This is a genomic window from Archangium lansingense (assembly GCF_026626635.1).
Taxonomy (GTDB): Bacteria; Myxococcota; Myxococcia; order Myxococcales; family Myxococcaceae; genus Archangium; species Archangium lansingense.
In genome coordinates, this window is the sequence record NZ_JAPNKA010000001.1 from 2147214 (window position 1) to 2170945 (window position 23732).

At 67.1% G+C, this 23732-nt stretch carries 19 protein-coding genes; 13 read left to right on the top strand and 6 right to left on the bottom strand.

The features are described 5' to 3' along the window. Positions 1 to 52: 52 nt before the first annotated feature. Positions 53 to 1273: an FAD-dependent monooxygenase gene (locus tag OV287_RS08640; RefSeq protein ID WP_267533514.1), complete on the bottom strand. Its 1221-nt coding sequence runs from the start codon at positions 1271 to 1273 to the stop codon at positions 53 to 55. Positions 1274 to 1605: 332 nt separating this feature from the next. On the opposite strand from OV287_RS08640, the gene OV287_RS08645 reads away from it, so the two are divergent. From OV287_RS08645 to OV287_RS08655, 3 genes are all read left to right on the top strand, one after another. After that, complete coding sequence (locus OV287_RS08645) at positions 1606 to 3423, top strand: hybrid sensor histidine kinase/response regulator (protein WP_267533515.1); 1818 nt, start codon at positions 1606 to 1608, stop codon at positions 3421 to 3423. Between the two features lie 136 nt (positions 3424 to 3559). Beyond that, positions 3560 to 4942, top strand: a complete 1383-nt coding sequence (locus OV287_RS08650) for a GAF domain-containing sensor histidine kinase (protein ID WP_267533516.1) — start codon at positions 3560 to 3562, stop codon at positions 4940 to 4942. 23 nt (positions 4943 to 4965) lie between these two features. After that, on the top strand, positions 4966 to 6456 hold the full coding sequence (locus OV287_RS08655; RefSeq protein WP_267533517.1) for a bifunctional metallophosphatase/5'-nucleotidase: 1491 nt from the start codon (positions 4966 to 4968) through the stop codon (positions 6454 to 6456). A gap of 184 nt (positions 6457 to 6640) precedes the next feature. Here the strand turns inward: OV287_RS08655 and OV287_RS08660 are convergent, their stop codons facing one another. After that, complete coding sequence (locus OV287_RS08660) at positions 6641 to 7540, bottom strand: AraC family transcriptional regulator (protein ID WP_267533518.1); 900 nt, start codon at positions 7538 to 7540, stop codon at positions 6641 to 6643. Between the two features lie 200 nt (positions 7541 to 7740). Here OV287_RS08660 and OV287_RS08665 point away from each other — a divergent pair, with 200 nt between their 5' ends. From OV287_RS08665 to OV287_RS08685, 5 genes are all read left to right on the top strand, one after another. Continuing rightward, complete coding sequence (locus OV287_RS08665; protein ID WP_267533519.1) at positions 7741 to 9444, top strand: PEP-utilizing enzyme; 1704 nt, start codon at positions 7741 to 7743, stop codon at positions 9442 to 9444. Further along, positions 9441 to 10253 carry a PEP/pyruvate-binding domain-containing protein gene (locus tag OV287_RS08670; protein WP_267533520.1) on the top strand — a complete coding sequence of 271 codons (813 nt, stop codon included), beginning with the start codon at positions 9441 to 9443 and terminating at the stop codon, positions 10251 to 10253. Before OV287_RS08665 ends, OV287_RS08670 begins: the two co-directional genes overlap by 4 nt. Next, positions 10243 to 11652: an MFS transporter gene (locus tag OV287_RS08675; RefSeq protein WP_267533521.1), complete on the top strand. Its 1410-nt coding sequence runs from the start codon at positions 10243 to 10245 to the stop codon at positions 11650 to 11652. The genes OV287_RS08670 and OV287_RS08675 overlap by 11 nt, the downstream gene beginning before the upstream one ends. Positions 11653 to 11738: 86 nt before the next feature. Continuing rightward, positions 11739 to 12536: an AraC family transcriptional regulator gene (locus tag OV287_RS08680; RefSeq protein ID WP_267533522.1), complete on the top strand. Its 798-nt coding sequence runs from the start codon at positions 11739 to 11741 to the stop codon at positions 12534 to 12536. 88 nt (positions 12537 to 12624) lie between these two features. Next, a complete protein-coding gene (locus OV287_RS08685) occupies positions 12625 to 13014 on the top strand; it encodes a VOC family protein (protein ID WP_267533523.1) in 390 nt (129 codons plus the stop codon). A 61-nt stretch (positions 13015 to 13075) separates the two neighbouring features. On the opposite strand, the gene OV287_RS08690 is transcribed toward OV287_RS08685, so the two are convergent. Further along, positions 13076 to 14227: a putative hexosyltransferase gene (locus OV287_RS08690; RefSeq protein ID WP_267533524.1), complete on the bottom strand. Its 1152-nt coding sequence runs from the start codon at positions 14225 to 14227 to the stop codon at positions 13076 to 13078. A gap of 50 nt (positions 14228 to 14277) precedes the next feature. Here OV287_RS08690 and OV287_RS08695 point away from each other — a divergent pair, with 50 nt between their 5' ends. From OV287_RS08695 to OV287_RS08710, 4 genes are all read left to right on the top strand, one after another. Continuing rightward, a complete protein-coding gene (locus OV287_RS08695) occupies positions 14278 to 14442 on the top strand; it encodes a hypothetical protein (RefSeq protein WP_267533525.1) in 165 nt (54 codons plus the stop codon). Positions 14443 to 14667: 225 nt separating this feature from the next. After that, positions 14668 to 15918 (top strand): hypothetical protein, encoded by a 1251-nt coding sequence (locus tag OV287_RS08700; protein ID WP_267533526.1) that lies wholly within the window; start codon positions 14668 to 14670, stop codon positions 15916 to 15918. Positions 15919 to 16650: 732 nt separating this feature from the next. Continuing rightward, the gene (locus tag OV287_RS08705; RefSeq protein ID WP_267533527.1) at positions 16651 to 17277 is read left to right on the top strand and encodes a Kelch repeat-containing protein; all 627 of its coding nucleotides are present in this window, start codon (positions 16651 to 16653) and stop codon (positions 17275 to 17277) included. Positions 17278 to 17741: 464 nt separating this feature from the next. Beyond that, positions 17742 to 19364, top strand: coding sequence for a serine/threonine protein kinase (locus OV287_RS08710; RefSeq protein WP_444546338.1), 1623 nt, complete (start codon positions 17742 to 17744; stop codon positions 19362 to 19364). A gap of 51 nt (positions 19365 to 19415) precedes the next feature. On the opposite strand, the gene OV287_RS08715 is transcribed toward OV287_RS08710, so the two are convergent. From OV287_RS08715 to OV287_RS08725, 3 genes are all read right to left on the bottom strand, one after another. Continuing rightward, positions 19416 to 20474 carry a hypothetical protein gene (locus OV287_RS08715; RefSeq protein WP_267533529.1) on the bottom strand — a complete coding sequence of 353 codons (1059 nt, stop codon included), beginning with the start codon at positions 20472 to 20474 and terminating at the stop codon, positions 19416 to 19418. A 43-nt stretch (positions 20475 to 20517) separates the two neighbouring features. Then, a complete protein-coding gene (locus OV287_RS08720; RefSeq protein ID WP_267533530.1) occupies positions 20518 to 20769 on the bottom strand; it encodes a LytTR family DNA-binding domain-containing protein in 252 nt (83 codons plus the stop codon). Between the two features lie 84 nt (positions 20770 to 20853). After that, the gene (locus OV287_RS08725) at positions 20854 to 21786 is read right to left on the bottom strand and encodes an SDR family oxidoreductase (RefSeq protein WP_267533531.1); all 933 of its coding nucleotides are present in this window, start codon (positions 21784 to 21786) and stop codon (positions 20854 to 20856) included. 638 nt (positions 21787 to 22424) lie between these two features. On the opposite strand from OV287_RS08725, the gene OV287_RS08730 reads away from it, so the two are divergent. Next, positions 22425 to 23729, top strand: coding sequence for a vWA domain-containing protein (locus OV287_RS08730; RefSeq protein ID WP_267533532.1), 1305 nt, complete (start codon positions 22425 to 22427; stop codon positions 23727 to 23729). Positions 23730 to 23732: the final 3 nt, after the last annotated feature.

The window sequence follows — 23732 nt, forward strand, 5'->3', positions numbered from 1 at the left end:
GCCGGACGTGCCTCGCCGGGGGCCGCCTCCAGGGTGGGCAGGCGCGGTGGAACTACTGCGCGACGATGTCGATCATCTTCGCTTTGAGGTCCTTGTCGCGCGTCACCTTTTTGAGGATCGGACCCGTCAGGCGATTGCTCATGAGGCGGATGAGCACTGTGCGAAAGACTCGCTGAGCCTCGTTGGCCGGAGTGAAGAGCGGTCTCGCTTTCAGCGAGTCGCGCTGCTGGTACTCGATGAACGGGCGCAGCTTCTCCTCCCACCGGGTCAGCGCACGTTCCAGGTCGTCTGGATGCTTCTCCAGCATGTCACCCAGGAGCTCACCCCCGGCCAGACCGGTCGACACGCCCATCCCTGAATACAGGGTCAAGCACCACGCGGAATCGCCCACCAGCACGACCCGCCCCTTGTGCCAGCTCGGCATGCGGACATGGTTGGTCGAGTCGAACAGATATTCGTCCGCGGTCTCGAACTCATTGAGCAGATGGCTCAGAACGGGCCCCGTCTTTTCCGGTCCGTACGCCTTGCGCAGCGATTCGATGGGACGGCCGCGGAACTGCGCGGCCACGTCCTCGACGCGGTAGGAGAACAGCACGGTGGGGTTGTGATTCGCGAAAGGAAACACCCACGCCGACCTTCCCGCTTCGGCCAGGACCAGTCCTTCGTGCGTGGCGTAGCCCTGCACGGGGTTGCGCAGGACGAAGGCGGCGATCATGTAGTTCAGCGGATGCAGGAAGTTCTCGTGCGGACCAAAGACGAGCTGACGGACGGTCGAGCGCATGCCGTCAGCGCCCACCACGAGGTCGAAGCGTTCGGTCGTGGTCGTGCCGCTCTTCGTGTGAGTCATCGTGACGTCGACCCCGCGCTCGTCCTGCTCTATCCGGGTGGGCACCGTCGAGAAGCGGAGCTCCACATCCTCCGGCAACGCGGAGAACAAGGAGTTCTCCATGTCGCCGCGCAGCAGCGGACGAGGCGCGCCGGGCGCGTCCACGAAGTTCATTCCCTGGTGCCGACGGCTGGCCCGGTCAATCTCGTAGGTCTGCATATGCGGGGAACTTCGATCGACCAGGGTCTCCATCAAGCCGAACCGCTCGGCGGAGGCCTTGCCGGTACCGAACAGGGCGATGAAGTAACCGCCCTTGCGGCGCTCGGGTGCCCGTTCAATGAGCACAGGCTCCCAGCCGAGCTTGTGAAGCCGGATGGCCGTGGCGATGCCGCTGATGCCAAGTCCAACCACCAGAACGCGGCGACGAGGTGTCGTTGAGTTCGTCATGATGGCCAGACAGTAAAGAGCGGTGGCGTCTGTCTCCAGAGCGTGGCCTGGGGCGGGAATCGGCTTGGATTGGGCCGGGGAGGGCCGCTGACGGGTGCTGTGCGCGGGGCCGGAGGAGAGGCCGTGCAGCCCTTTGGGACACATGGCGCGGCAGGGGTTCGGGGGCTTGTGCCCTCCTCGCCGTTCTGGGCGGCAGGCGGCGTCGGCACTCGCTCTGGAAGCCGCGGCCTCCTCGCCTTTTCCTGGTGGGCCGCCTGATGTGAGGTCCTTCCGCGAGGAGTAGAGTAGGAAGTGTGCACCACCCTCTCGGGTGTTCGCATGGTGAGGTTCGCATGGAGCACAATCCCGAGTCCCCGCGTGACACGCCGAACGCACCGGTTCAAGAGCAGCGAGCGCTCACCGGGGACGGGGACGAGGGGACGGGCGAGCGCGGTCCAGTGGAAGCACGCCTGGCGATGCAGAGCAGGCTGCTGGAGCTGGTCGCGAGAGGCACGCCGCTGCAAGACATGCTGAATGCCATCACCCGTGGCATCGAGCAACTGGCCCCGGGAATGATGGCCTCGGTGCTGTTGCTGGACGAGGAGGGCAGACTGCGCATGGGCGCGGCGGCGAGCCTGCCGCTGGCCTACAACGCCGCCGTCGAGGGGCTGGCCATCGGCCCCAACGTGGGCAGCTGCGGCGCGGCCGCCTACTGGAAGACCATGGTCGTGGTGACGGACATCAACACCCACCCCAACTGGGCGTTCTTCCGGCACAACATGAAGGGATATCGGCTCCAGGCCTGCTGGTCCGGCCCCATCCTCTCCTCCGAGGGGCGGGTGCTCGGGACGCTGGCCATGTACTACAACGAGCCGCGCGCCCCCGAGCCGCACGAGCTGCACATCATCGAGACCATGGCCCATATTGCCTCCGTGGCGCTGGAGAAAGCCCAGGCCGAGCGGGAGCGGGAGCGCCTGCTGGCCCGCGAGCGCCAGGCCCGCCACGAGGCCGAGGCCGCCAGCCGGATGAAGGACGAGTTCCTCTCCACGCTCTCCCACGAGCTGCGCACGCCCCTCACCTCCATCCTCGGGTGGGCCCAGCTGATGCGCACCCGTCCCATGTCCGAGGAGAAGCGCCAGCGGGCCCTGGAGACGATCGAGCGCAACGCGCGGGCACAGACACGGCTCATCGAGGATCTGCTGGACATCAGCCGCATCGTCACCGGCAAGCTGCGACTGGACGTGCATCCGCTCGAGCCCCAATCCGTGCTGGAGGCGGCACTCGAAGCGGTCCGCCCGGCGGCGGAGGCCAGGGGCGTGCGGCTGGAGCTGCGGATCTCCCCCGACGTGGGGCCCTTGCCCGTGGACGCCGAGCGGTTGCAGCAGATGGTGTGGAACCTGCTGACCAACGCCATCAAGTTCACGCCGGCGGGAGGCCAGGTGGTGGTGCGGTTGGAGCGCGGGGAGCGCGAGGCTCGGCTGGAGGTGGAGGACACGGGCCAGGGCATCGCCCCGGACTTCCTGCCGCATGTCTTCGAGCGCTTCCGCCAGGCCGACAGCAGCACCACCCGCGCCCATGGTGGACTGGGCCTGGGATTGGCCATCGTGCGCCACCTGGTGGAGATGCATGGAGGCTCCGTGTCGGCGCACAGCGAGGGGCCAGGCCGGGGCGCCACCTTCTGCATCCGCCTGCCGTTGACTCCACCGCGCGCACCGGAGCCGCCACCGGCCCGTCTGGCCCGGCCGGATCATCACACCCAGCTCCCGGCGGCCGAGACGCCCTCCCTGGAAGGACTTCGCATCCTGGTGGTGGAGGACGAGCCGGATACACAGGCCCTCCTCTCCGAGGTACTGGAGGGCAGCCACGCCCAGGTGTTGCGCGCGGCGAGCACCCGGGAGGCGCTGGCGCTGCTCGGCTCCGTCCGGCCCGACGTGCTCGTCTCGGACATCGGCATGGCGGGAGGCGAGGACGGGTACTGCCTGATTCGCCGGATTCGCGCCGAGGAGCGTGACGGGCAGCACCTTCCCGCGGTCGCGCTCACGGCCTTTGCCCGGGGCGAGGATCGGCGGCGCGCCCTGGCCGCGGGCTTCGACATGCACCTCGCCAAACCGTTGAACACCTCGACGCTGCTCTCCGTGGTGGCCTCGCTCGTCCCCTCCCGAGGCACCTGACGGCATGCGAGCGGCCATCGCCTGGAAGCTGGCGAGGGGAGGGGTGGCTCGGGAACGGCGCCGCCCCTCATCGGGTTGAGAGTTTGTGCTCAGGCGGGGAGGCGTTGCCAGTTCGCGGAGCGCCCTGGAGGTGGATGTGCAGACGTTCTTGTCGATGGACCTGGTAACTCGAGCGGAAGAGGCGGGGGTCTCCTTCCAGGATGCCCTTCAACTCCTGGACGCTTCTCGTCTGCTCGCCCGGGAACAGGATGTCCGCGGCATCGCCCAGTGTGTTTGTGGGCTCGTGAAGAGGCTGGTGGGGGCGGACGGCGTCACGTTCGTTCTGAGCGAAGGCGAGCTCGTCTACTACGCCGAGGAGGAGTCGCCCGAGCGTCTCTGGAAGGGGCGCAGGTTTCCCGCGAAGCATTGCATCTCCGGCTGGGCGATCATGAACCGCCAGGCGGCAGTGATCGAGGACATCTACGCCGATCCTCGCATCCCCATCGAGGCCTACCGTCCCACGTTCGTCAGGAGCCTCGCCATGGTGCCGATCGGACAGGCGCAGCCGCTCGGCTCGATTGGCGTGTACTGGGCTCGAAACCACAAGGCGACCGAGCGCGAGTTGTTCCTGGTGGAGATGCTCGCCGAGGCCTCGCTCTCCGCCCTGACCCGGGCCTCGCTCCAGCAGGACGTGGAGCACCTCCGGTCGCGGCTCGCTCCCGTGGAGGGGACGTCTCGTGGCGAGGAGGAGCCCTCGCTCGCGCAGTTCCTCCCCGTGGTCGCGCACGACCTGAAGAATCCGCTCGGTGCCATCTCGCTCGCGTCCCAGTCGCTCATCCGGCGGGGGGGGCTCGGGGGGGATGAGCTCCTGAACGTCCGGCGCATCCTCTCCAGCGTGGAGCGTGCCCGGCGTCTGGTGGAGGAGGTGCTCGAGTACGCGCGGCTCAAGGCGCGGGGAGGATTGCCATTGGACCTCGAGGACGCGCGGCTGGATGACGTCGCACGCTCCGTCGTCGAGGAGGCAAGGACCGCGTTTCCCGGACGCCGGATCGAGCTCATCGCCGAGGAGACGAACGGAACATGGGACTCCCTCCGGCTGTCCGAGGTGATGGGGAACCTGCTCGGCAACGCGCTCCAGTATGGCCATCCGGAGCGGCCGGTCACGCTGCGCGTGGAGGCTCGGGACGGTGAGACCTGTGTCGAGGTGCACAACTTCGGCCCCGTCATTCCCGAAGAGCTCCTGCCGGTCCTGTTCGAGCCCTTCCGGAGGGGACGGGGCGACGGTCGTGGCTCGGTGGGTCTGGGGCTCTTCATCGTGAAACAGATCATCCAGGCCCATGGCGGGCACATCGGGGTGCGCTCCACCTCCGAGCAGGGCACCTCATTCTCGGTCCACCTGCCCAGGTGTCAGGTGCAGCCCATCGATCCCCCGCGCGAAGGCGCCGTGGCCCGCCGCGCGAACCCGAGCAGGCAACCCGATGGTGGGTGGACGAGCGCAACCGTCACTGACCTGGAGGGGGGCCTTGCCGGGCCGTGGTAGAAGCGGGAGGGATGCCAGCACCCATGTTCCCTCCCTTCTCGAAGCACTCTCTTGTTCTCCTCTCGAGCCTGCTGCTGCTGAGCGCCTGCCAGACGACACGCACGGTGACGCTGGTGGGGATGTCAGACTACCACTCGCACGCGCTGCCCATGTTCTCGGAGGGCGAACCCGGGCAAGGAGGGGTGGCTCGGGCGATGGCTTACTTGCGCGCGGCCCGGGCGAGGCCGGACACGATCGTCGTCTCCGGGGGAGACACGGTGAACAAAGGCGTGCCCACGTGGAGTGATGTCTACGGGTGCGTGGAGTGGCCGTGGTTCAACGGGGTGGTGGACGTGATGGCGCTGGGCAACCATGACCTGGACTACGGAGCCGAGGCTTTCGCGCGCTGCCGGGCCTCCATCTCGTACCCGGTGCTCAGCGCCAATCTGGTGGGCGCGGAGGGCAAGCCCTACTTCCAGGTGGACGGCAAGCCGTACCTGGTGCGTGACCTGGGGGGCCTGCGGGTGGGACTCTTCGCCCTGGCGGGAGCGGACATGCAGCACCTGGTGAAAGCCGAGCACCTGCCGCCGGGCACGCGGTGGACGGCTGCGACCGAGGCGGCCCGGGCGGTGGTGGAGGAGCTGCGCGGGCGCGAGCGGGTTGACGCGGTGGTGCTCATCGGACACCAGACGCGCGAGGAGGACGTGGCGCTGGCGCGGGCGGTCCGAGGCATCGACGTCATTCTTGGCTCGCACTCGCACCAGAAGGAGGAGCTGCGGCGGGTACCCGGGACGGACACGTACGCGCTGTCGCCCTATCAGTACCTCACCTACCTGTCCGAGGTCCGGCTGCGCTTCCGGGAAGGAAGGCTGGTGGGGGTGGACGGAGGCCTGGTGAAGATGGACGCCTCGAAGCCGGAGGACCCCCGGACAGCGGCGGAGGTGGCGCGGATGCAGGCGGCGCTCGAGGCGGATCGGCCCGAGCGCTTCGTGGAGGTGGGCAGGCTGGCGGCGCCGCTGCGGGACGGCGACGTCACGACGGGCAGGTCAGAGGTGGGCGTCTGGGCCACGGAGGTGTGGCGGCGGGCGGTGGGCGCCCATGCCTTCTTCGCGACGGCATCCACTTTCCGGGCGGGACTTCCCGCGGGCCCGGTGGCGGCGGAGGACTTCTTTGGCGCCTTCCCGTACCGCAACACGCTGGTGACGGCGAAGATGACGGGCGCGCAGCTCAAGGCGTGGGTGGAGCTGAGCGAGTCGAAGCGAGGCACGGATGCCTACAGTCAGCTCAGCGGGGTGCGCTATTCGGTACAACAGGGCAGGGTGGTGGACTTGAGGGTGCTCGTGAACCCCGCCGCTCCCGAGCGGGGGGACGAGCCCGTGGTGCCCGAGCGCACCTACCGGGTGGCGACGACGGAGTTCCAGGCATTCGTGGCGGCGGGGTACAAGGAGGCCTGGGCCCGGGCGAGCTCATCCCAGCGCACCGAGTGGGACTCCCAATCGCTGCTCGCGGGGGCACTGTGCGCGGACAAGCCCTAGGGTCCGGGGGCGCGCGCGGCGGGCGATCTGCGAAGGGGTTGTGCCTCAACAGGCGGAGGGTCGCCGGGTCGTATAGAACGCGGCGACGCTGTGTCGTTGAGTTCGTCATGATGGCCAGACAGTCAAGAGCAGCGGCGTCTGTCTTCAGCGCGTGGTCTGGGTCGGAAATCGGCTTGGATTGGGGTTAGCGGCGGCGCTGCGCGCGCCAGGCCCGGGGGGTCATTCCGTGGACGCGCCGGAAGGTGCGGATGAAATGGGTGACGTCGGTGTAACCCACCTGGCTTGCGATGCGCTCGATACTGGCTTCCGTGTCCAGCAGGCGCCGCCGGGCCTCGGCCATGCGATGCTCTCGCAGCCAGTCACCCACCGTCAGCCCTGTCTCCTTCCGGATGACGTTGGCCAGGTGCGAGGGCGTGCACCCCACCGCCGCCGCGACGTCCTGGAGCGAGAGCGGCTGCAAGCAGTGCGCCTCGATGAAGGCGAGCGCATCGTGCACGAGCCCGCCGATCATGGGCGGCGCGAGAGGCGTGTGCTCCTGCAACTCGCGCACGAGTTCCGTGACCAGCAAGATGAACCATGCGTGCGCGGCGTGCTCCACGCCCCATTGGGCCTCTCGCAGTTCGGCTTCCAGCTCGGCCACCAACTGCACGATTCGACGCCACCGGGGTTGTCCGGGCCGCAGCCGGAGCAGTCCCCGGACAAAGAGGCTCCGCGCTGGAGGGGGCTTCGTCTTTCCAGTGCCTCGAGGCGGTGCTGGCAACCACTCCGGTCCGAGCGAGCGGAGCAGCAGCGGATCAAACCCCACGATCCACCCCTCGAGGTTGCCAACATCGAGGGGCTGGTGCTCTACGCCCGCGGGGACGAGGTGGATGTCCCCCTCATGGAGCTCGAGCTCCTCCAAGTGACGGGCTCGCCCCCTTCCCGCCGTCAGCACGAAGACCATGAAGAAGGTCGAGACGAGCGGCACGGGCGGAGGCACGGGCCCGTCTCCTGGGATACGAACGACACGCAAGGGCAGGCCCCCAGCACCCATCGCGTCCAGGGTGAGGAGATGGGGAGGCGAGCGCTGAGGCGTGCGAGTCATGGACGGCGAGTATGTCCCTCCGTTCAGCCACCCCGGAAGCCGCGCACGCCACTCCCTTCGATCCCAATCCAGGCCGATTTCCGCCCCAAGCTACGCTCTGTCAGCAAAATCCGTGAAACATTATTGTCACGAAATTATGGAGAGCCCCGCGGCCACACGGTCGCCTGCCGCGCAGCGGCTCCATGCCAGAGGAATCACGAATGCAAAGCCTTACTTCTTCAGACGTGAAGTTCGAAGCCCCCGGTCCGGGAAGCTGGGAGCTGGAGACAGCGCATACCCATCGCCCCGGGTCCCGGTATTCCTCTGAGCTGTTCATCGCCGGGCTCAGCGCGGGATTCACCGAGGGAGCGGCCCGGTATGGCCTGATGATCGACGCGATGCGCGCGGTGAGCATCCACGGGTTCATGTATTCCCAGCTCGTCCCCTTCGGGGCCCCCGCGGGCGCCTCGGGCTCACCGCCCCCCCTGTTCCTGATGAAGCTGATGACGCGCCTGCACCCGGGAATCCGCCGCCGGCTGAACGTCTCGAAGCAGGCCCTGGAAGGCAAGCGCTGGCGCGAGGATCTGCGGTACTGGGATACGGTGGAGAAGCCGGCGGCCATCCGCGCGCACCTCGCCCTGCAGGCCGTGGAGCCCTCCACGCTTCCCACCGCGGAGTTGGAGACGCACCTGGTGGCGTGCCGCGACCACCTGGTCGCCATGGCCCGCCTGCACCACCTCTACAATGTCGCGCACATCCTCCCCGTGGGGGATTTCCTCGTCCATGCGCAGCGGTGGACGGGCAAGAGCGCCGGAGAGCTCGCGCGGCTCTTCAAGGGCGACTCTCCTCTGTCCGCTCAGCTCGCCACCCAGGAGACTCCCGCCCTCATCCAGGCCCTGCGCGCGGATGCGGCGGCACGCGAGCTGCTGTTCTCCAACACCCCCGCGAAGCAGGTCCTCGAGCAGTTGGTGGCCATGCCCGGCGCCGTGGGCGAGCAGCTGCGGACCTACCTGGAGTGGGTTGGTTACCGCAGCCTGGGCTATGACATTTCCGATCAATATGCCCTGGAGGTTCCCGAAGCGCTGGTGCACGGCATCCAGGGCGCGGTGACGGGACGCACGCAGACGGAGGGCGCCTCGAACCCCCGGCTGATGGAGCAGGTGCGAGAGGCCGTGCCGGAGGCGCACCGGCAGGAGTTCGACGAGCTGTTCGCCGAGGCGAGGCTCGTCTACCGGCTCCGGGACGAGCGCAATACCTACAGTGATGGCTGGGCCCTGGGTCTGGCTCGCCGGGCGGTGCTCGCCGTGGGGGCTCGCCTGAAGGAGCTGGGGCGGCTCACCGACGCGGAGCTGGCCATCGATGCGAGCCATGAAGAGCTGCTCGGCCTGCTGCGCGCCGCCAACCACCCGACGAGCGAGGAGCTCCAGCGGCGCGCGCAGTGGAGGAAGACGAAGACCCACGCGGATGCGCCCCCCTGGCTGGGCGCGCCCCCCTCGCCTCCCCCTCCCATGGACTTCCTTCCCCCGGCGGCGCTGCGCGTGAACAACGCGATCATGTTCTACATGCAGGGCGTCTTCGAGTCGCCCCCGGCCCAGACGACGGAGACGTCGGTCCGCGGCCTGCCGGTGAGCCCGGGTATCTACGAGGGCATCGCGCGAATCGTGAAGGAGCAGACCGACCTCGGCCGCATCGAGAAGGGCGACGTGCTGGTGGCGGCCACGACGTCGCCCTACTTCAACGTCGTGCTGCCCCTGCTCGGGGCGATCGTGACGGACCGGGGCGGGCAGCTGTGCCACGCCGCCATCGTGACGCGGGAGTATGGGATTCCGGGCATCGTCGGCACCCGGGAGGCCACGAAGGTGGTGCGCGACGGCGCTCGCGTGCGGGTCAATGGAACGACCGGAGAGCTGCAGGTGCTGTCATGAGTCTGGTGCCCTTGAATGAAGCGCTGTCCGAGGAGGAGTTCGGCGGCAAGGCGGTCCATCTTGGAGCCGCGCTGCGCGCCCACCTGCCCGTCCCCCCAGGGTTCGCGCTCTCGGTCGGGCTGGTGGAGCGGGTCTCCGCGGGAGAGCCTGGCGCCGTGGCCCAGGTCCGCGGCCTGCTCGACCGGGTAGGCCCCTCCGTGGCGGTGCGCTCGTCCGCCGTGGGCGAGGACTCGGCCAATGCGAGCTTCGCGGGTCAGCACCTCACCGCGCTCGCTGTGCGCACCCAGGACGGTTTGATCGACGCCGTGAAGCAGGTGTGGGCCTCGGGCCGCTCGGAGGCGGCCCTCGCGTACCGCCGCAAGCTCGGAAAGGAGGGCACACCACGCGTGGCCGTGGTCGTCCAGCATCTCGTTGCGTCCGAGTGCGCGGGCGTGTTGTTCACGTGCGATCCCCTCACCGGGGCCGACGAGCGGGTCATCGAGGCGAGCTGGGGCCTGGGCGAGGCCGTCGTGGCGGGACTCGTCACGCCGGATCGCTACCGCATCAGCCGGGAGGGTCTCATCCTCGAACGGGCAGCGGGAGAGAAGGACCTGGAGATCCAACCGCTCCCGAGCGGGGGTACGCGCGAGGTGGCGGTGGCGCCCGAGCGGGTGAATACCCTGTGCTTGAACGAGCAGCGCTTGCAGGAACTGCACGCGCTCGCCACCCGGTGTGAGAACCATTTCGGAAGAAAGCAGGACCTCGAGTGGGCCTTCGCCGGCCCCCAACTCTTCCTCCTCCAGCGCCGGGCGGTGACCCGTGTCGGCTGAGATTTCGGAGGTGGCCGCCCACGCCGAGCCGCAAGCGCTGTCCTCCCGGACCCTGGCGTCGCTCGCGCTGACGATGGCGCTGGTGCCCCTCAACTCGACGATGATCGCCGTGGCGCTCCCGACGATTGGCCGCGAGTTGGGCGCGGGGCCCGACACGTTGAGCCAATGGTTGGTGACCAGCTATCTGCTGGTGGGAATCGTCCTGCAGAGCCCCGGCGGAAAGCTGGGAGATCTCTGGGGTCATCACCGCGTGCTGGGCGTGGGGCAGGCGCTGTTCGCCCTGGGCGCCATGACGGGCTTCCTGGCCCGGCATGTGGCCCTGCTCGCGCTGGCGCGGGTGCTCATGGCGACAGCGGGCGCGGTCATCGCGCCCAGCGCCATGGCCTTGCTGCGCAACGGGCTGCCGGCGAACCGCAGGGCGCGGGCCTTCGGGCTCTTTGGGGCGATCATGTCCCTGGCCGCGGCGACGGGCCCGATGCTCGGCGGAGAGCTGGTGGCCCGCCTGGGCTGGTCCTTCATCTTCATGGTGAACGTCCCCGTGATCTGCCTCGCGCTCCTCCTGGGGCGCGGGGAGGTACCCGCCGAGCCCGTTCCCGCCCAGCGTCCCGCGTTCGATGTCCTCGGCAGCGTGTTGCTCGGCACGGGGCTGGCGTTGCTCGTCGTGGGAGGCAAGAGCCAGGGGGCGTGGATGGCGGGATTGCTCGCCGCGGGAGCCGGGGTGCTCGTGCTGATGTACCGCTGGGAGCGGCGCCAGAGCCACCCGGTCATCGACTTCCAGCTCTTCGGCTCGCGTGCCTTCACTGCGGGCAGCTGCATCCTCGCGCTCCAGAACCTGGCCATGTATGGGTTGCTCTTCCAGCTCCCCTATCTCTTCGCGCAGCGGTTTGGAGAGGACACGGGCCGCACGGGTCGCACGATGCTCGCGATGATGTCCATGATGGTGATTGGCACGCCCTTGGGAGGGAGGCTCTCCGAGCAGCTCGGAGCGCGCGTGACCTCGGTGGCGGGCGCGCTCCTGGCGCTCGCGGGAGTGGGGCTGCTGGGCATGCGCACGCTGGACGTGCCAAATGAAGCCATCCTGCCGCTCATGCTCCTGGGTTTCGGCTTGGCGCTGGCGACCGCGCCGTCCCAGGCCGCGGCGATGGGGGCCGTGGATAAAGCGCGGAGCGGAATGGCCGCCGGGGCGATGTCCACCATTCGCTACCTCGGAGGCGTGGCGGGCATCGCGGTGCTCGGAGGGGTGCTGGCCAAGGGCGGAGCGGTGGCGACGCTCGAGCAGCACCGCGCCGCGATGGCCGTCTTCGGAGGAGCGCTGGCGGTTTCGGCCCTCGCGGCCCTCGCGCTGCCACGCCGAGACACGACCGGGCCTGGAGTTCCGCATGGCCGAGGAGCGGCATAGCGCGAGGTGAGCTTGCTTCACGTCGCTGGCAATCCCGGTGCCGCTTCGGGCACGCTGTATCCCTGGAGCCGGGGAACAGGTGCGCGATGTCAGCGGGTGCGGCGATGAAGGGCTACGAGGAGCTGGCTCCCCCGGCCAGCATGGCGGATGCGGTGGACGCGTTCTGGCGCTACTCCGCGCCACCTCGTGGCGCCGGAACCGGGCCCGAGCTCCATCGGATACTGCCGGACGGCTGCACCGACCTCATCTTCCATTTCCGAGACACGGGAGGCCCGGTGTGGATGGCCGACCCGTCCCTGGAGGTGGTCGGCCCCATGGAGCGCTTCGCCCTTGTCTCCATCGAGCCCGGCTCGGTGAGCCTGGGCGTCCGGTTCAAGCCCGGGTGGGCGCTGCCGCTGCTCGGCGTGAGTCCCCGTGAGCTCCGTGGACTCAGTGTTCCCGTCGCGGACTGCTCGCCAGCGCTCGCCCTGCTCCAGCGGCGGCTCGAGGACTGTCGCTCACCGGCGGAGGCCCAGGCCCTCCTTCAGGAGAGCGTCGCCCGGCAGCTGGCGTCCTTCGGACAGGCGTCGCGGCCCCGAGCCACCCAGGCCCTGCGCTGGCTCCAGTCCTCGGGAGGACAGGTGCGAATGTCCTCGCTGGCGCGGACGCTGGGGGTGAGCGAGCGCACCCTGCACCGGAACGTGCTGGACGAGGCGGGCGTGCCACCGAAGCTGCTGGCCCGGGTGCTGCGCTTCCAGCGAGCCGTGGCGATGCTGCGCTCCAGCGGAGGGGAGGACCTGAGTGCCGTGGCGCTCTCGTGCGGTTACGCCGACCAGGCGCATCTCTCACGAGAAGTTCGAGACCTGGCGGGCCTCACTCCCACGGCGCTTCAGCTCGAGGGATGAACCCTGTCCGATTCCTTCAAGACAGGCCGGGGCGGGCTGTGCGAATACCGCCGCACGCTGTTCCACTTGTGCACCGGAGTCCGCCGCCATGAAGCTCGGCTACGTCATCCTCTACGTCGCGAACGTGCCCGCCACCGTCGACTTCTACGAGAAGGCCTTTGGCCTGCAACGCCGCTTCCTCCACGAGAGTGGCCAGTACGCGGAGATGGAGACCGGCGCGACGGCGCTGGCTTTCGCCGCGGAGGAGATGGCGAAGGACAATGGCCTCACCGTGCGCTTCAACCGGCCGAAGCAGGACGCGGCGGCGGTGGAGGTGGCGCTCGTCACGCCAGACGTCCAGGCCGCCTACGAGCGCGCGGTGAAGGCGGGCGCCGGGGCCGCGCAGCCTCCCAAGCAGAAGCCCTGGGGGCAGACGGTGGCCTACGTGAGGGACCTCGACGGAGTGCTCGTGGAGCTCTGCACGCCGATCTCCCCCTGAATCGTGTGGGACCGGGCCTGTCCCTGGCTCACTCGCAAATCTGCCCCCATTCGAGGAACCCCTACGCCACCCAGGCGCCGCGGCCGAACGCCAACGCCAGCGTGCAGAACAAGGACAGGCTCGCCAGGAGCGCCGCAGCGCGAACCCGCGGACGGTTCTCCAGCAACACCGCCAGCTCGAGGAAGCATGGGTAGGCCGCCAGCACGTAGCGCCCCATTCCCCAGAAGTCCTTCATGTTGAGCGCGGGGATGGCCAGCACCATCACCACGTAGACGCTGTAGCCCCAGCCGAGGTGGCGGCGCATGGGCCAGGCGAGCGCCAGCGCCCCGAAGGTCAGCAGCGCGTGCAGGGCGAACTGCGCCTTGCGCGCGAAGATGATGCTGCTGGCCATGACCCGGAAGAAGCCCATCTTGAGCCACGTATCCCAGCCCGGCACGTGGTCCCAGCCCGGGGCGGCCTGCGCCTTGGCGAAGCCGAGTGGCTCGCCGAAAGACAGCCATTGGAACAGCATGAAGCCCGCCATGCCGGCCCCGGAGAGCAGGAGGATTGCATCCGAGCGCCGCGGCGACTCCCCTTGCTGACGCCTGCGCTCCCATTGGCGGACCACCAGCCCGACCAGGATCGCCGGTGCCACCGGGCGGGTGGCGGTGGCCAGCGCCCCGAGGAGTGCCGCTCCCCAGAGCACATCGCGCTCCAGGCACAGGAAGCTGCCCACCACCAGCAGCAGGAAGAAGGGCTCGGAGTACATCACCCCGAACAGGTAGAAGGCGTAGGGGTACGCGGCGAGCAGCAGCGTCGCGAGCCAGGCCACCCGCTCACCTCCGACCCGCCGGGCCCAGGCGAAGAAGAGTGGCAGCACGAGCAGCCCGCACAGGGTGCTCACCATCACCCCGGCGAGGAAGGGGTGGACCCCCAGCAGCCAGGAGACGCCTCGCACCGCCATGGGGTAGCCGGGAAAGAACACCACCGGACTCTGCTCGCCGGGGGTGTACGAGTAGCCGCTCGTCGCGATGACTTCGTACCAGCCCGAGTCCCAGTGGATGAGGGCGTGGAGCGGGTAGAGGGTGGGCCAGATGCCCTCTGCACCACTGGTGCTGTACTGGCGGAAGTACAGCCGCCCTGCGGTGGCGAGAGACCAGGTGAGTACGGTGACCGCGACGGCCAGGGCGAGCGTGCGCGTCCAGCCGAGCTTGACGGGTGGGACGGGAAGCATGGATGGGGTCCGCTGATACCACGCCCGCCGCTCGCAGGGGAGCAGAGAGGATGTCGCGTCAGGTGTGGAGCAACTCCAGCTTCCGCTCCACCTGGATGAGACGAGCGCTCCATATGATGGAGCGCCGAGCGCCGATGGGGCATGGATACCTCGCGCCCGAGCTTATCGCCTACGCAGTCTATGAGCGGCGCTTCGGCGAGAACTTGTTCACCTGAAGTAGAGCCAGAATCACAAGTGATGGGCCCAGACTCCCTCCGTTTGAGGTGTTGTCTATCGAGGCCAGCCATTCCGCGATAACTATTTTCACGCGGCGTTTTCCCTGCCGAGTGAAATCCCACTCTACAATCAGAAAACGGATCCAAGGCCCTAGCGTCACCCCTGTAGCGCGATGTTTTTTGGCCCCCCTTGCTGGACCACGATAGATTGCAGTGGGCCCAAAAATGCCAAAGCACGAGACCAAAAAACGTTCGCTCACCCGCTTTTCAGACGATGGGCCAACCAACAAGATCGTCAAGCAGTCCAAGCTCACGCCCAAGCCCAGCCAAGACGACTTCCGCAAACAATGGCTCAAGAGGCTCCGGTCTCGAGACACCCTCGTCAAGAGGGGCCAGGCGACCGCGCTCGGCATCCAGCTCGTCAAGAATCAGCTGAGAACCGTCAACGCCAGCCTGAAGAAACAGCTGCTCACCAAGTCTCCTCCCATCGGCTTCGGCACCCTCACGAATCAGCCGTCCCGGGAAGACGAGCTGCTGGATTGCCTGTACGAGCTGAGAGAGATGATCGCCACGCTGCAGTTTCACCTGGACATGGACGACGTGACGACGTTGCCCACCGCGATCCCGGTCACGCGATCTCTCGAGCAGTTTAGCTTCGACCAGACCTCCGACGGTTACCACTCGCTGCTGAGCCCGAAAGACAAGAAGGTGGGCCAGATCAAGCTCGTAGGCCTCGTCAATCGATACTCCAGCGCCGTCTTCAGCGACCACCACGGGCTGCTTATCCATGCGCAGGTCGACGGCAAACCGGACCTTTACATCTACTATCAATCCCTCGATGCCACGAGCCAGTTTTCCGGCTCGACCTCCGTTCGAACCATGGGGGGCATGCTGCCCTTTACGGGCCCGCTCGACCATGGCACCTCCCTGCGAGGTGCAGTGGGGTTCGCGGAGCAGCTGTTCAAGCTCATGGCCTCGCAGCCCAACATCAACGTCATCATTCTCGCCGAGGCCGGTCTGGAAGAAGCCAATCAGCTGATCCAGCAAAGCATCGACCCCAACTGGATACGCAAGACCAACAACGCGAAGGGGGAGTCGGGGGTAAATGATATCACCATGATATACGAGCCTTCTCTTGCATCCGATTATTCATTCTCGGTTGAAAAAACCGATCTCGGCAACGCCGCGAAGATTGTCTGCGATTCCGGCACCAGTTCAGAGTGCACCCTGTTGGGCTGCCACATCTTGAACAAGATGGCCAAGAATAAGAGCGTGGGCGACTTCTTGAAGGAGGATAAGGTCTCGGCGCTCTTCGGCGACACCAACATGGGGACTCTGAGCAGCAGCAGCCTTTCGTTCGGATTCAAGACGATCGAGAGCCACAACAGTGTGACGGACTCGCTGACGTTCAATTTCTCGAACAGCGCCAGCAACAAGATGTTCGACAAGCTGCTCGTCCGAAAGCGCTTCAGCTGAGTCCGTAGGTTGCGCATGGCTCAGGAGGTCGTCGCACGCGCCGTGCGGAGCTTCGAAATTGTCGGCTCACTTGGCGAATCGTTGTCGGACACGGCGCTCCGCTGCGCCCGGTAGAAGGCGGTGCTCTTCTCCCCGGGGCGTGTCCTCCGCGAGGGCAGGATGCTGTACCCTCGGAGACCCTTCTGCATTCAACGCGGGGGGGGACCTGGTTGGGAGCGTTCATGAACAGGCTACTTCGGTTGTCAGGGTTGCTGTGGGGAGTTGTCGCCACCGTCGGCTGTGGTGTGGCGGACGAGCCGGTCCGTGCGGACACGAGCACTTCATCTTCTCTCGGCACCAGCGCCAGTGCCGTGACGTCGACGCCCTGGGCCCTCAGCGCCCCGATGAGCATCTCTCGCGCCAAGAGCGCGGTGGCCCAGCTCGATTCCGGACTGGTGCTCGCCGCGGGCGGGTTCTACATCAGCTCCCGGGGCGCCACCTCCGTGCTCGGGTCGGTCGAGCTGTACAATCCCTACTCGAACACCTGGCAGCCCACGGGCAATCTGAACACGCCGCGTTACCAGGCCGCCATGTTGAGGCTCCCGTCAGGCAAGGTTCTGCTCGCGGGCGGCAGGGGTCCCTCCTGGGGGAACGGGCCGCTCGACTCCGCCGAACTGTACGAGCCGAGCACCGGCACCTGGACCACCTTTGAGCGGCAGGATGCTGCGGCCACGCAGTTCTCACTAGGCTACGTTGCTCGGCTCGGGAAAGGTATTGGTCACCGGTGGGGACGGGGCCACGACGGCGGAACTCTACGATCCGGCCACCGACACGTGGAGTCCGGCGGGAGACCTGGGTCACGACACCAGCCGCTCCGCCCCGGTGCGGTTGTATTCGGGCGAGGTGCTCCTGGTGAACGGCGACACGCAGCAGGTGGACCTGTACAACCCAGACACCAACACCTGGAGGCAGGTGGCCTCCATTCCCACCGACCGGACCAACGCGTACTCGCACAACACCTTCACCGCGACTCGGTTGTACTTGGGCTCGGTGCTCGTGGTTGGCGGTAGCTCGGTGGATTTGTATGACCCCTACAATGACCGGTGGACCGCCGCCGCTCCCGTAGGCGCTCCCTTCTGGGGCCATACGGCGACCCCGCTCTACTCGGGGCAGCTGCTGAGCGCGGGAGGCGCTGCGAACCCCGAGACCTTCATGACCTATTTCCAGCTCTATGAGCCACTGAGCAACACCTGGACCCCCCTCAGTGACATGGGGACCAGTACGTTCGGCGCCACCTCCGTCCTCCTGGATTCGGGCCGGGTCATGCTGTCGGGACCCGGCGTGTTCTCGACGAGCTACTCGCCGATCTTCACCCCCTGAACAAGGAGAGGACGGTTGCGGGGGGCTGGCGGGTGCGGAGTGGCCGAGGGGGGGCCGCTGACGCGGCCATGCTGGCCTGCCTGAAGGGAGCTCGGATGCTCTGACTCGGGAAGTGCAACCGCCTTGCGGTGGCGAGAGACAAGGTGAGTACGGTGTAGAGGATGATCCTGTGGCGCTGAAACCCTGACATCCTCGTGAGTCACTGAAGTCTGGTTGGTTCAGACAGGGCTTGCCCGACCTCCAGACCTGTATTGATTTAAAATGTGTCGCGAGCGACTCGCGTGCAGGCAAGAGCACGACAGGTTGAATGCCACCTGATATTTAGGTGCCCGCTGAACCTGAGAGCGCGTCCTCGCGGGAGTCCGGCATGGAACTGTCGGATCCGCTGGGAAAAGAGGGGACCCGTGACGCAACAGCAACAGCTGGGAAAGTACGAATTGGTGCGGAAGCTCGCCGCGGGGGGCATGGCCGAGGTGTTCCTCGCCAAGGCCGTCGGGCCCATGGGGTTCGAGAAGACCCTGGTCGTCAAGCGCATCCTGCCTGAGCTGGCCGCGGAACCTGACTTCGTTCAGATGTTCCTGTCCGAGGCCAAGCTTGCTGCCCGGCTCACGCACCCGAACATCGTGCAGATCTTCGACTTCGGCGAGTCCGAGGGAAGCTACTTCCTGGCCATGGAGTACATTGATGGGCCCAGTCTGCGCACGCTCATCAAGCGCGCCGCGGCCCAGGGGAAGCCCCTGCCTCCCGAGGTGTGCGCCCGGATCATCTCCCTTGCCTGCGAGGGGCTGGCCTTCGCCCACGACTTCACCGACCCCGAGACGGGCGAAGCGCAAGGCCTCATCCACCGAGACGTCAGCCCGGACAACATCCTGCTGTCCCGGCAGGGCGCGGTGAAGGTGGTGGACTTCGGCATCGCCAAGGCCACCGGGCAGAGCCGCAAGACGGAGAGCGGTGTCGTCAAGGGCAAGCTCCCGTACATGCCGCCCGAGCAGCTGCGCGCGAAGCCATTGGATCGGCGCGCGGACGTGTACGCGCTTGGCGTGGTGCTCTACGAGCTGCTCACGGGCCAGCGGCCGTACGCCTCGGAGTCGGAGGCCGGGCTGATGCAGGCCATCCTCTTCGAGCCGCACACCCCGGCGGCCGAGATCCGTGAGGATCTTCCCTTCCCGCTGCGGCGTATCCTCAACAAGGTGCTTTCCAAGGACCGCGACCAACGCTACGCGGATTGCCACGCCTTCCAGGCCGACCTGGAGAAGTTCATTCTCTCCGTTGGGACGCCCGTGACGATGCAGCAGGTAGCGCATCTCATCAACCGGGCCAACACGGACCCAGGGGAGAGCATCCCCGTTGCGAAGGAGCCGCTCAAGACTTCCTCTCCTGTGCCCCCGGGCCTCACCAGGAAGCGTTCCTCCTCACCGCCGAATGAGGCGGTGACGGCGAACCACCGTGGCCCCCAGGTCTCGAAACAGGAGGCACAAGGGGCCCCCATCTCACCTCCATCCCGGCGCCTCTCGTCCGAGCCACAGACTGCCCCGGGGCGGCCCCGACGGCCGTCCGGGCCCATCGAGATCCCGGCATCCAATAGAAGTCTCCCGCCGCAGGCTCCGACGATGCGTCGGCCTTCGATGCCGTCATGGGCGCTTGGCTTGTTGGTGTTCCTGCTCACCTCCACGGGAAGCTGTGATTTGCCCCAGCAGAACGCCGATGCGCAGCCCAGCCAGGCGACGAAGTCATCCGAGCAGGAGGTGAACAACCAACCTGAGCAGGTGGCGAACAACCAACCCGCGCAGGGGGGATCCGCCCAGCCATCCGTGCCCGTCTCTCCGCCGCCTCCTGTCGACCCCACGCCCGCCCCTCCGCCTGCTCCCAAGGTCAGGGGCAAGGGGACCCTGGTGCTGCGCGTCTATCCCTACGCCACTGTCTTCGTGGATGGTCGGAAGATGGGAGACACCCCCATGCAGCCCCTGCAATTGCCCGCGGGGCTCCACATCATCAAGTTCGTCCACTCGGACAGGACGATCGAGCGCGAGGTCGACGTCAAAGCCGGGCAGGACAACACCCTCAAGATCAACATGCTCGAGGGTTGAGGAGCGTGCCCCCTCCATGGCTCCATCCCAGGAGTCGTGGAGGGCGGCGCTTCAATGCCACGTGCTCTGCCAAGTATCGATGTCGAGCGTGGTGGCTCGCAATTTCTCTTTGGTGTCGGCCTCCCGAACCCTCCTGCCCAGGCGCAGCAGCTCTGCTCTCGCGGTGAGCTGTTTCTCGGACGCCACCCCGGAGATTTGATTCTGGAGCAGAAGCAGGCGCCGCATGAGCCGCTCGCAGTCGGGAACAACGGCTGCCCGGCACCCGAAGAGACTCGCCGGCTCTTCATCGGGTGACTCGGGGGCCGCGGGTAGGGCCACGTCCTGGTCCTCGTCCCCGAGCTCCCAGCGCTCTTCTGGCACGAGAGACTTCGCGTGATCCCAGTCCGCCTTGAACGGATAGACGGCGTACTCCTTGGCGAACTGGTCAACCTCCTGAATGGCGCGGACCCACTCGGTGGGCGAGCCCGCTTGCGAGACCTGGGCTTTGAATTCCGACAAGCGCCTGGCCACCTCTCCACCACGTATATCTCGCAAGCACAGCATCTGTTCCATCATGGCCAGGCGCCACAACTGCTGTGCTTTCAAGGTCCTGCCAGGGGGGATGATGTGCCCGGACGGGCAGTTCGTCGAAGCCCTCGGAGAAGGCTTCTGCTTGCCGCCCGAGGTAGTGCTCGGCTCCTGCTGAGCCTTTTTCCGGACGGTCTCGAAGTGACTCTCGATCTTGGGCGAAACTGGCTTGGGAAGCGTGGCGTCGGGCTCGATCAGCAGTGCCATCTCGAAGGCATCACCGGACTCCACGAACCTTCCCACCTCATACAAGAGGATTCCCTCGTAGAGGGACAGGGTCACCAGCGCGCGTGTCCCCAACGGACGCTGACGCGCGCGCCCGATGAGCTCGAGGGCCAGCTCGTAATCGCCGTTCTGGCGGGCATGGATGATCATGTCAATCGTGACAACCCCTTCCCTCTTCGGGTCGGCGGCGCCCTCCTTCTTGGCGTCGACAACCTGCTCCTTCTTGGCGCCGACAGTCCCTTCCTCCACCGCGTGCGCGGAAAGGAACGGCGTCCAGCAGGCGAAGAGTAGGACGGGGATGATTCTCTTGTGGAACATGGCACACACGTAATGGGGTATCTGGGCGAGGACTGGCGTTATATCAGATTGAAGGCCAATTCCTTCTCGTCTGCAAACTACGGGATGCGCCAGAGCACGGCCTCCTCCTTTCTGGGCTCGTCCGCTCGCGGAATTTCTGGGATTGCTGGCGTGGCGTCTTCTCCTCCCGGCCTCCCGGCAGCCGCAACACCAGCCGTTCCCCGGGCCGAAACTCCGTCGCCGCCACCCGGCGCAGATTGACGAGGTGCTGACGGCTCGCCCGGAAGAAGCGCTCTGGACTGGGGTGCTCTTCCATGTGCTGCGCTCGTGCGGGCCTACGCGTGGTTATTGCCAGCCACAGCGTAGCGGCGCGCGACGGACCGAAAATCGATCCCCGGGGCTACGAGCCCGGCATCTCGTACGGCATCGACCCCCAGTACGAGTAGAACGTGTCGTCGAGCTTCTTCCACGCCTCCGCGACCGTCGGCTCGTTCTCCCGCAGCCATCGCACGAAGTGCGGTCGTGAGCCGTCCGCGTCGGTGACGCCGTACTCGTCGCCGAGATCCCAGGAAGCGATCACCCGCCCGTTCTTCGCCGCGACGTTCGGGTCGGCAGCGAGCGCGGCGATCCCTCGGCCAACGAAGAGAGGTGTCTCGGAGGCGATGAATGACTTCACCTTCTTCGCTGCGTCGCGCCAGTTCGCCTCGGTGACGCCGAAGTTGTCGAGCATCCACTCCGAACGCAGAAAGCCGGGGGTTACCGCGACCGAGGTGATGCCGCGTCCCTTCAGCTCCTGAGAGAGCCCGAAGGCCATCCGGATGACCGACGTCTTCACCAGGTCGTAGAAGAAATGCCCCCGGTAGAAGTAAGCATCGCCGTCTGTGATTTCGACCACCAGCCCACCGGAGCGCAGCCGGGGGAGGCCGTAGTAGCTGGTGATGATGTGCGTCTTGATGGCGCGATCGATCAGCAACAGCCCATCCTCGAGCTTCGTCTCCCAGAGCTTCTTTCCCCACTCGACCAGCTCGTCGCCTCCCCAGATGTCGTTGATCAGGATGTCGAACTCGCCGACGCGTTCGAAGAGGCTCGAGACCTCCGAGGCCACCGTGTGGTCGACCCGCAGGGGGATGCCCTTGCCACCCCGCGCGGTCACCAGCTCCGCCGTTTCGTTGATTGTCTCCGGGCGGTTCTTCATCCCCGGGTTTCCGGGGACGCTGCGGCCGGTGCAATAGACTGTCGCCCCCGCTTCGCCGAGCGCCGTGGCGATGCCACGTCCTGCTCCGCGGGTGGCTCCGGCGACGACGGCGATCTTCCCAGCGAGTGGTTTGGCCATGCCTCCTTACTTAGCTGAGGCCCCGCTGGTGCCCCTGTGGCTTACTGCCCCACGGAAATTTTCTCCTGTAAGTCTTACCGACTTTGGGGCAGGTTCCCATCGCGGCTAGCGCGCAAACCATTGAAATCACAGGAGTTCATTCCGAGCGCTCTGCTGGCACGCGGGATGCTTTGTTTCTGGAGCAAGAAGTCAGCGGGGCAGGGCGGGTGGGGTGGTCAGGGTAGGGCGGGGCAGGACGGGGTAGGGCGGGGTGGGGCGGTACGAGGGGTAGGACGGGCGGGGCGGTTGGGGCGTGACGGGGTCGGTTGGGGTGGTGGACGGGGGTCGGGAACAGATTGAAGGGTAGGGCGTTGTTGGGGGGCGGGTCGGTCGGGGTCGTGCGGTGTGACGGGTAGAGAAGTCTTCGGGGAAGCAGAGCAGTCTTCGGGGGAAGTAACGGGGAAGTGGATCGGGGAGGAGCTACGGGGGTGGCTCCTCCCCGATTCTTTTTTCGCCCCCCTTCACCGACTCGGTTTTTCGTGGTGGAAAACCGAGAGGGCGCATTCTGTCTCTGGGGTCTGCTTTGCAGGGCTCTCGGGGGCTGAGAGGCAAGGCGCTTGCAGTCGCGCGGCCCCGAATCCCTCACCCGGAGGCAGACCATGAGACACAAGCTGTTCGGTCTCGGCGGGCTGGTCGTGGCACTGGCCCTGCTCTCAGCCTGTGGCGCGTCCAGCCAGGGCAACAACCAGGATAACTATTCGGAAGGTGGGGGCTCGCCCACCTCGCCGGGCACTCCGCCTCGGGATGGAGCCGGGGGAGGTGTGGACTCGGACTCGGGCTCGGGAGGCGGTTCTTCCCAGTCGCCTGGGCAGCTCACCGCTGGAGACTGGGACGACAACCGCAACTTCCCCTTCTTCCAGAAGTACCTCTCCGATGCGCCCCAGGGCATGCCCGCGCATCCCAGCACGGATCGCGTGATCATCACCGTGCGTGACGCCGAGGGCCGGCCGGTTCCCAATGCACGTGTCACCGTGGGGGATGCCGCGGGCAAGCGGCTCGAGGCTCCCACTGCCTCCGATGGCCGGCTGCTCTTCCTTCCCACCCATGATGGCGCGCAGGCCAACGCGACCTTCTCGGTGACGGTGGCGCCTCCGCCCGGCCAGAGCGGCGAGCCGCTCACCACCTCCCTTGAGGGCACCGCGTGGAACCTCACCCTCCCGGGGGTGCAGGGCGTTCTGCCCTCCGAATTGGATGTGGCCTTCGTGGTGGATGCCACCGGCAGCATGGGGGACGAGATTCGCTACCTGAAGGCGGAGCTCCAGAACATCGTCGACTCGGTGCAGGGCTCCTTCCCGAATGTCTCGGCGCGCTTCGCGCTGGTGATGTACCGCGACGATGGAGACGCGTACGTCGTGCGGCCCTTCGACTTCACTTCGGACGTGGGCCTCTTCCGGCAGCAGCTGGATGCGCAGTCCGCGGAGGGCGGCGGAGACTACCCCGAGGCCATGGAGCGCGGGCTGGGCGCCATCCATCAGCTCTCGTGGCGCACGGGCAATACCGCGCGTCTCACCTTCCTGGTGGCGGACGCGCCGACGCACACGCCGCACTACCAGGCCTTCCTGCGCGAGGCCAACCGCGCTCGCCTGTCCGGCATCAAGGTGTACCCGGTTGCCGCCAGCGGGGTGGCCGATGAGGCCGAGTACCTGATGCGCCTCGCCGCCCAGCTCACCCTGGGCCGCTACATCTTCCTCACGGACGACTCGGGCATCGGCGCCCCTCACGCGGAGCCGCACATCCCTTGCTACCAGGTGCAGCTCCTCAAGAACCTCCTCATCCGCGCCATTGGCTCCGAGCTGGAGGGACGGCGAGTGCCTGCCTCGGGGACGGAGGTCATTCGCACGGTGGGCAGCCCCCGTCAGGATGGCTCCTGCACGCTCCAGGATGGGTCGGTGACGTACCTCTGAGTC

Excerpts from the sequence above, each read along its gene's own strand:
- OV287_RS08640 (WP_267533514.1), bottom strand. The coding sequence starts at position 1,273 with ATGACGAACTCAACGACACCTCGTCGCCGCGTTCTGGTGGTTGGACTT.
- OV287_RS08645 (WP_267533515.1), top strand. The coding sequence starts at position 1,606 with ATGGAGCACAATCCCGAGTCCCCGCGTGACACGCCGAACGCACCGGTT.
- OV287_RS08655 (WP_267533517.1), top strand. The coding sequence starts at position 4,966 with ATGTTCCCTCCCTTCTCGAAGCACTCTCTTGTTCTCCTCTCGAGCCTG.
- OV287_RS08660 (WP_267533518.1), bottom strand. The coding sequence starts at position 7,540 with ATGACTCGCACGCCTCAGCGCTCGCCTCCCCATCTCCTCACCCTGGAC.
- OV287_RS08665 (WP_267533519.1), top strand. The coding sequence starts at position 7,741 with ATGCAAAGCCTTACTTCTTCAGACGTGAAGTTCGAAGCCCCCGGTCCG.
- OV287_RS08670 (WP_267533520.1), top strand. The coding sequence starts at position 9,441 with ATGAGTCTGGTGCCCTTGAATGAAGCGCTGTCCGAGGAGGAGTTCGGC.
- OV287_RS08680 (WP_267533522.1), top strand. The coding sequence starts at position 11,739 with ATGTCAGCGGGTGCGGCGATGAAGGGCTACGAGGAGCTGGCTCCCCCG.
- OV287_RS08685 (WP_267533523.1), top strand. The coding sequence starts at position 12,625 with ATGAAGCTCGGCTACGTCATCCTCTACGTCGCGAACGTGCCCGCCACC.
- OV287_RS08690 (WP_267533524.1), bottom strand. The coding sequence starts at position 14,227 with ATGCTTCCCGTCCCACCCGTCAAGCTCGGCTGGACGCGCACGCTCGCC.
- OV287_RS08695 (WP_267533525.1), top strand. The coding sequence starts at position 14,278 with ATGTCGCGTCAGGTGTGGAGCAACTCCAGCTTCCGCTCCACCTGGATG.
- OV287_RS08700 (WP_267533526.1), top strand. The coding sequence starts at position 14,668 with ATGCCAAAGCACGAGACCAAAAAACGTTCGCTCACCCGCTTTTCAGAC.
- OV287_RS08710 (WP_444546338.1), top strand. The coding sequence starts at position 17,742 with ATGGCCGAGGTGTTCCTCGCCAAGGCCGTCGGGCCCATGGGGTTCGAG.
- OV287_RS08715 (WP_267533529.1), bottom strand. The coding sequence starts at position 20,474 with ATGTTCCACAAGAGAATCATCCCCGTCCTACTCTTCGCCTGCTGGACG.
- OV287_RS08720 (WP_267533530.1), bottom strand. The coding sequence starts at position 20,769 with ATGGAAGAGCACCCCAGTCCAGAGCGCTTCTTCCGGGCGAGCCGTCAG.
- OV287_RS08725 (WP_267533531.1), bottom strand. The coding sequence starts at position 21,786 with ATGGCCAAACCACTCGCTGGGAAGATCGCCGTCGTCGCCGGAGCCACC.
- OV287_RS08730 (WP_267533532.1), top strand. The coding sequence starts at position 22,425 with ATGAGACACAAGCTGTTCGGTCTCGGCGGGCTGGTCGTGGCACTGGCC.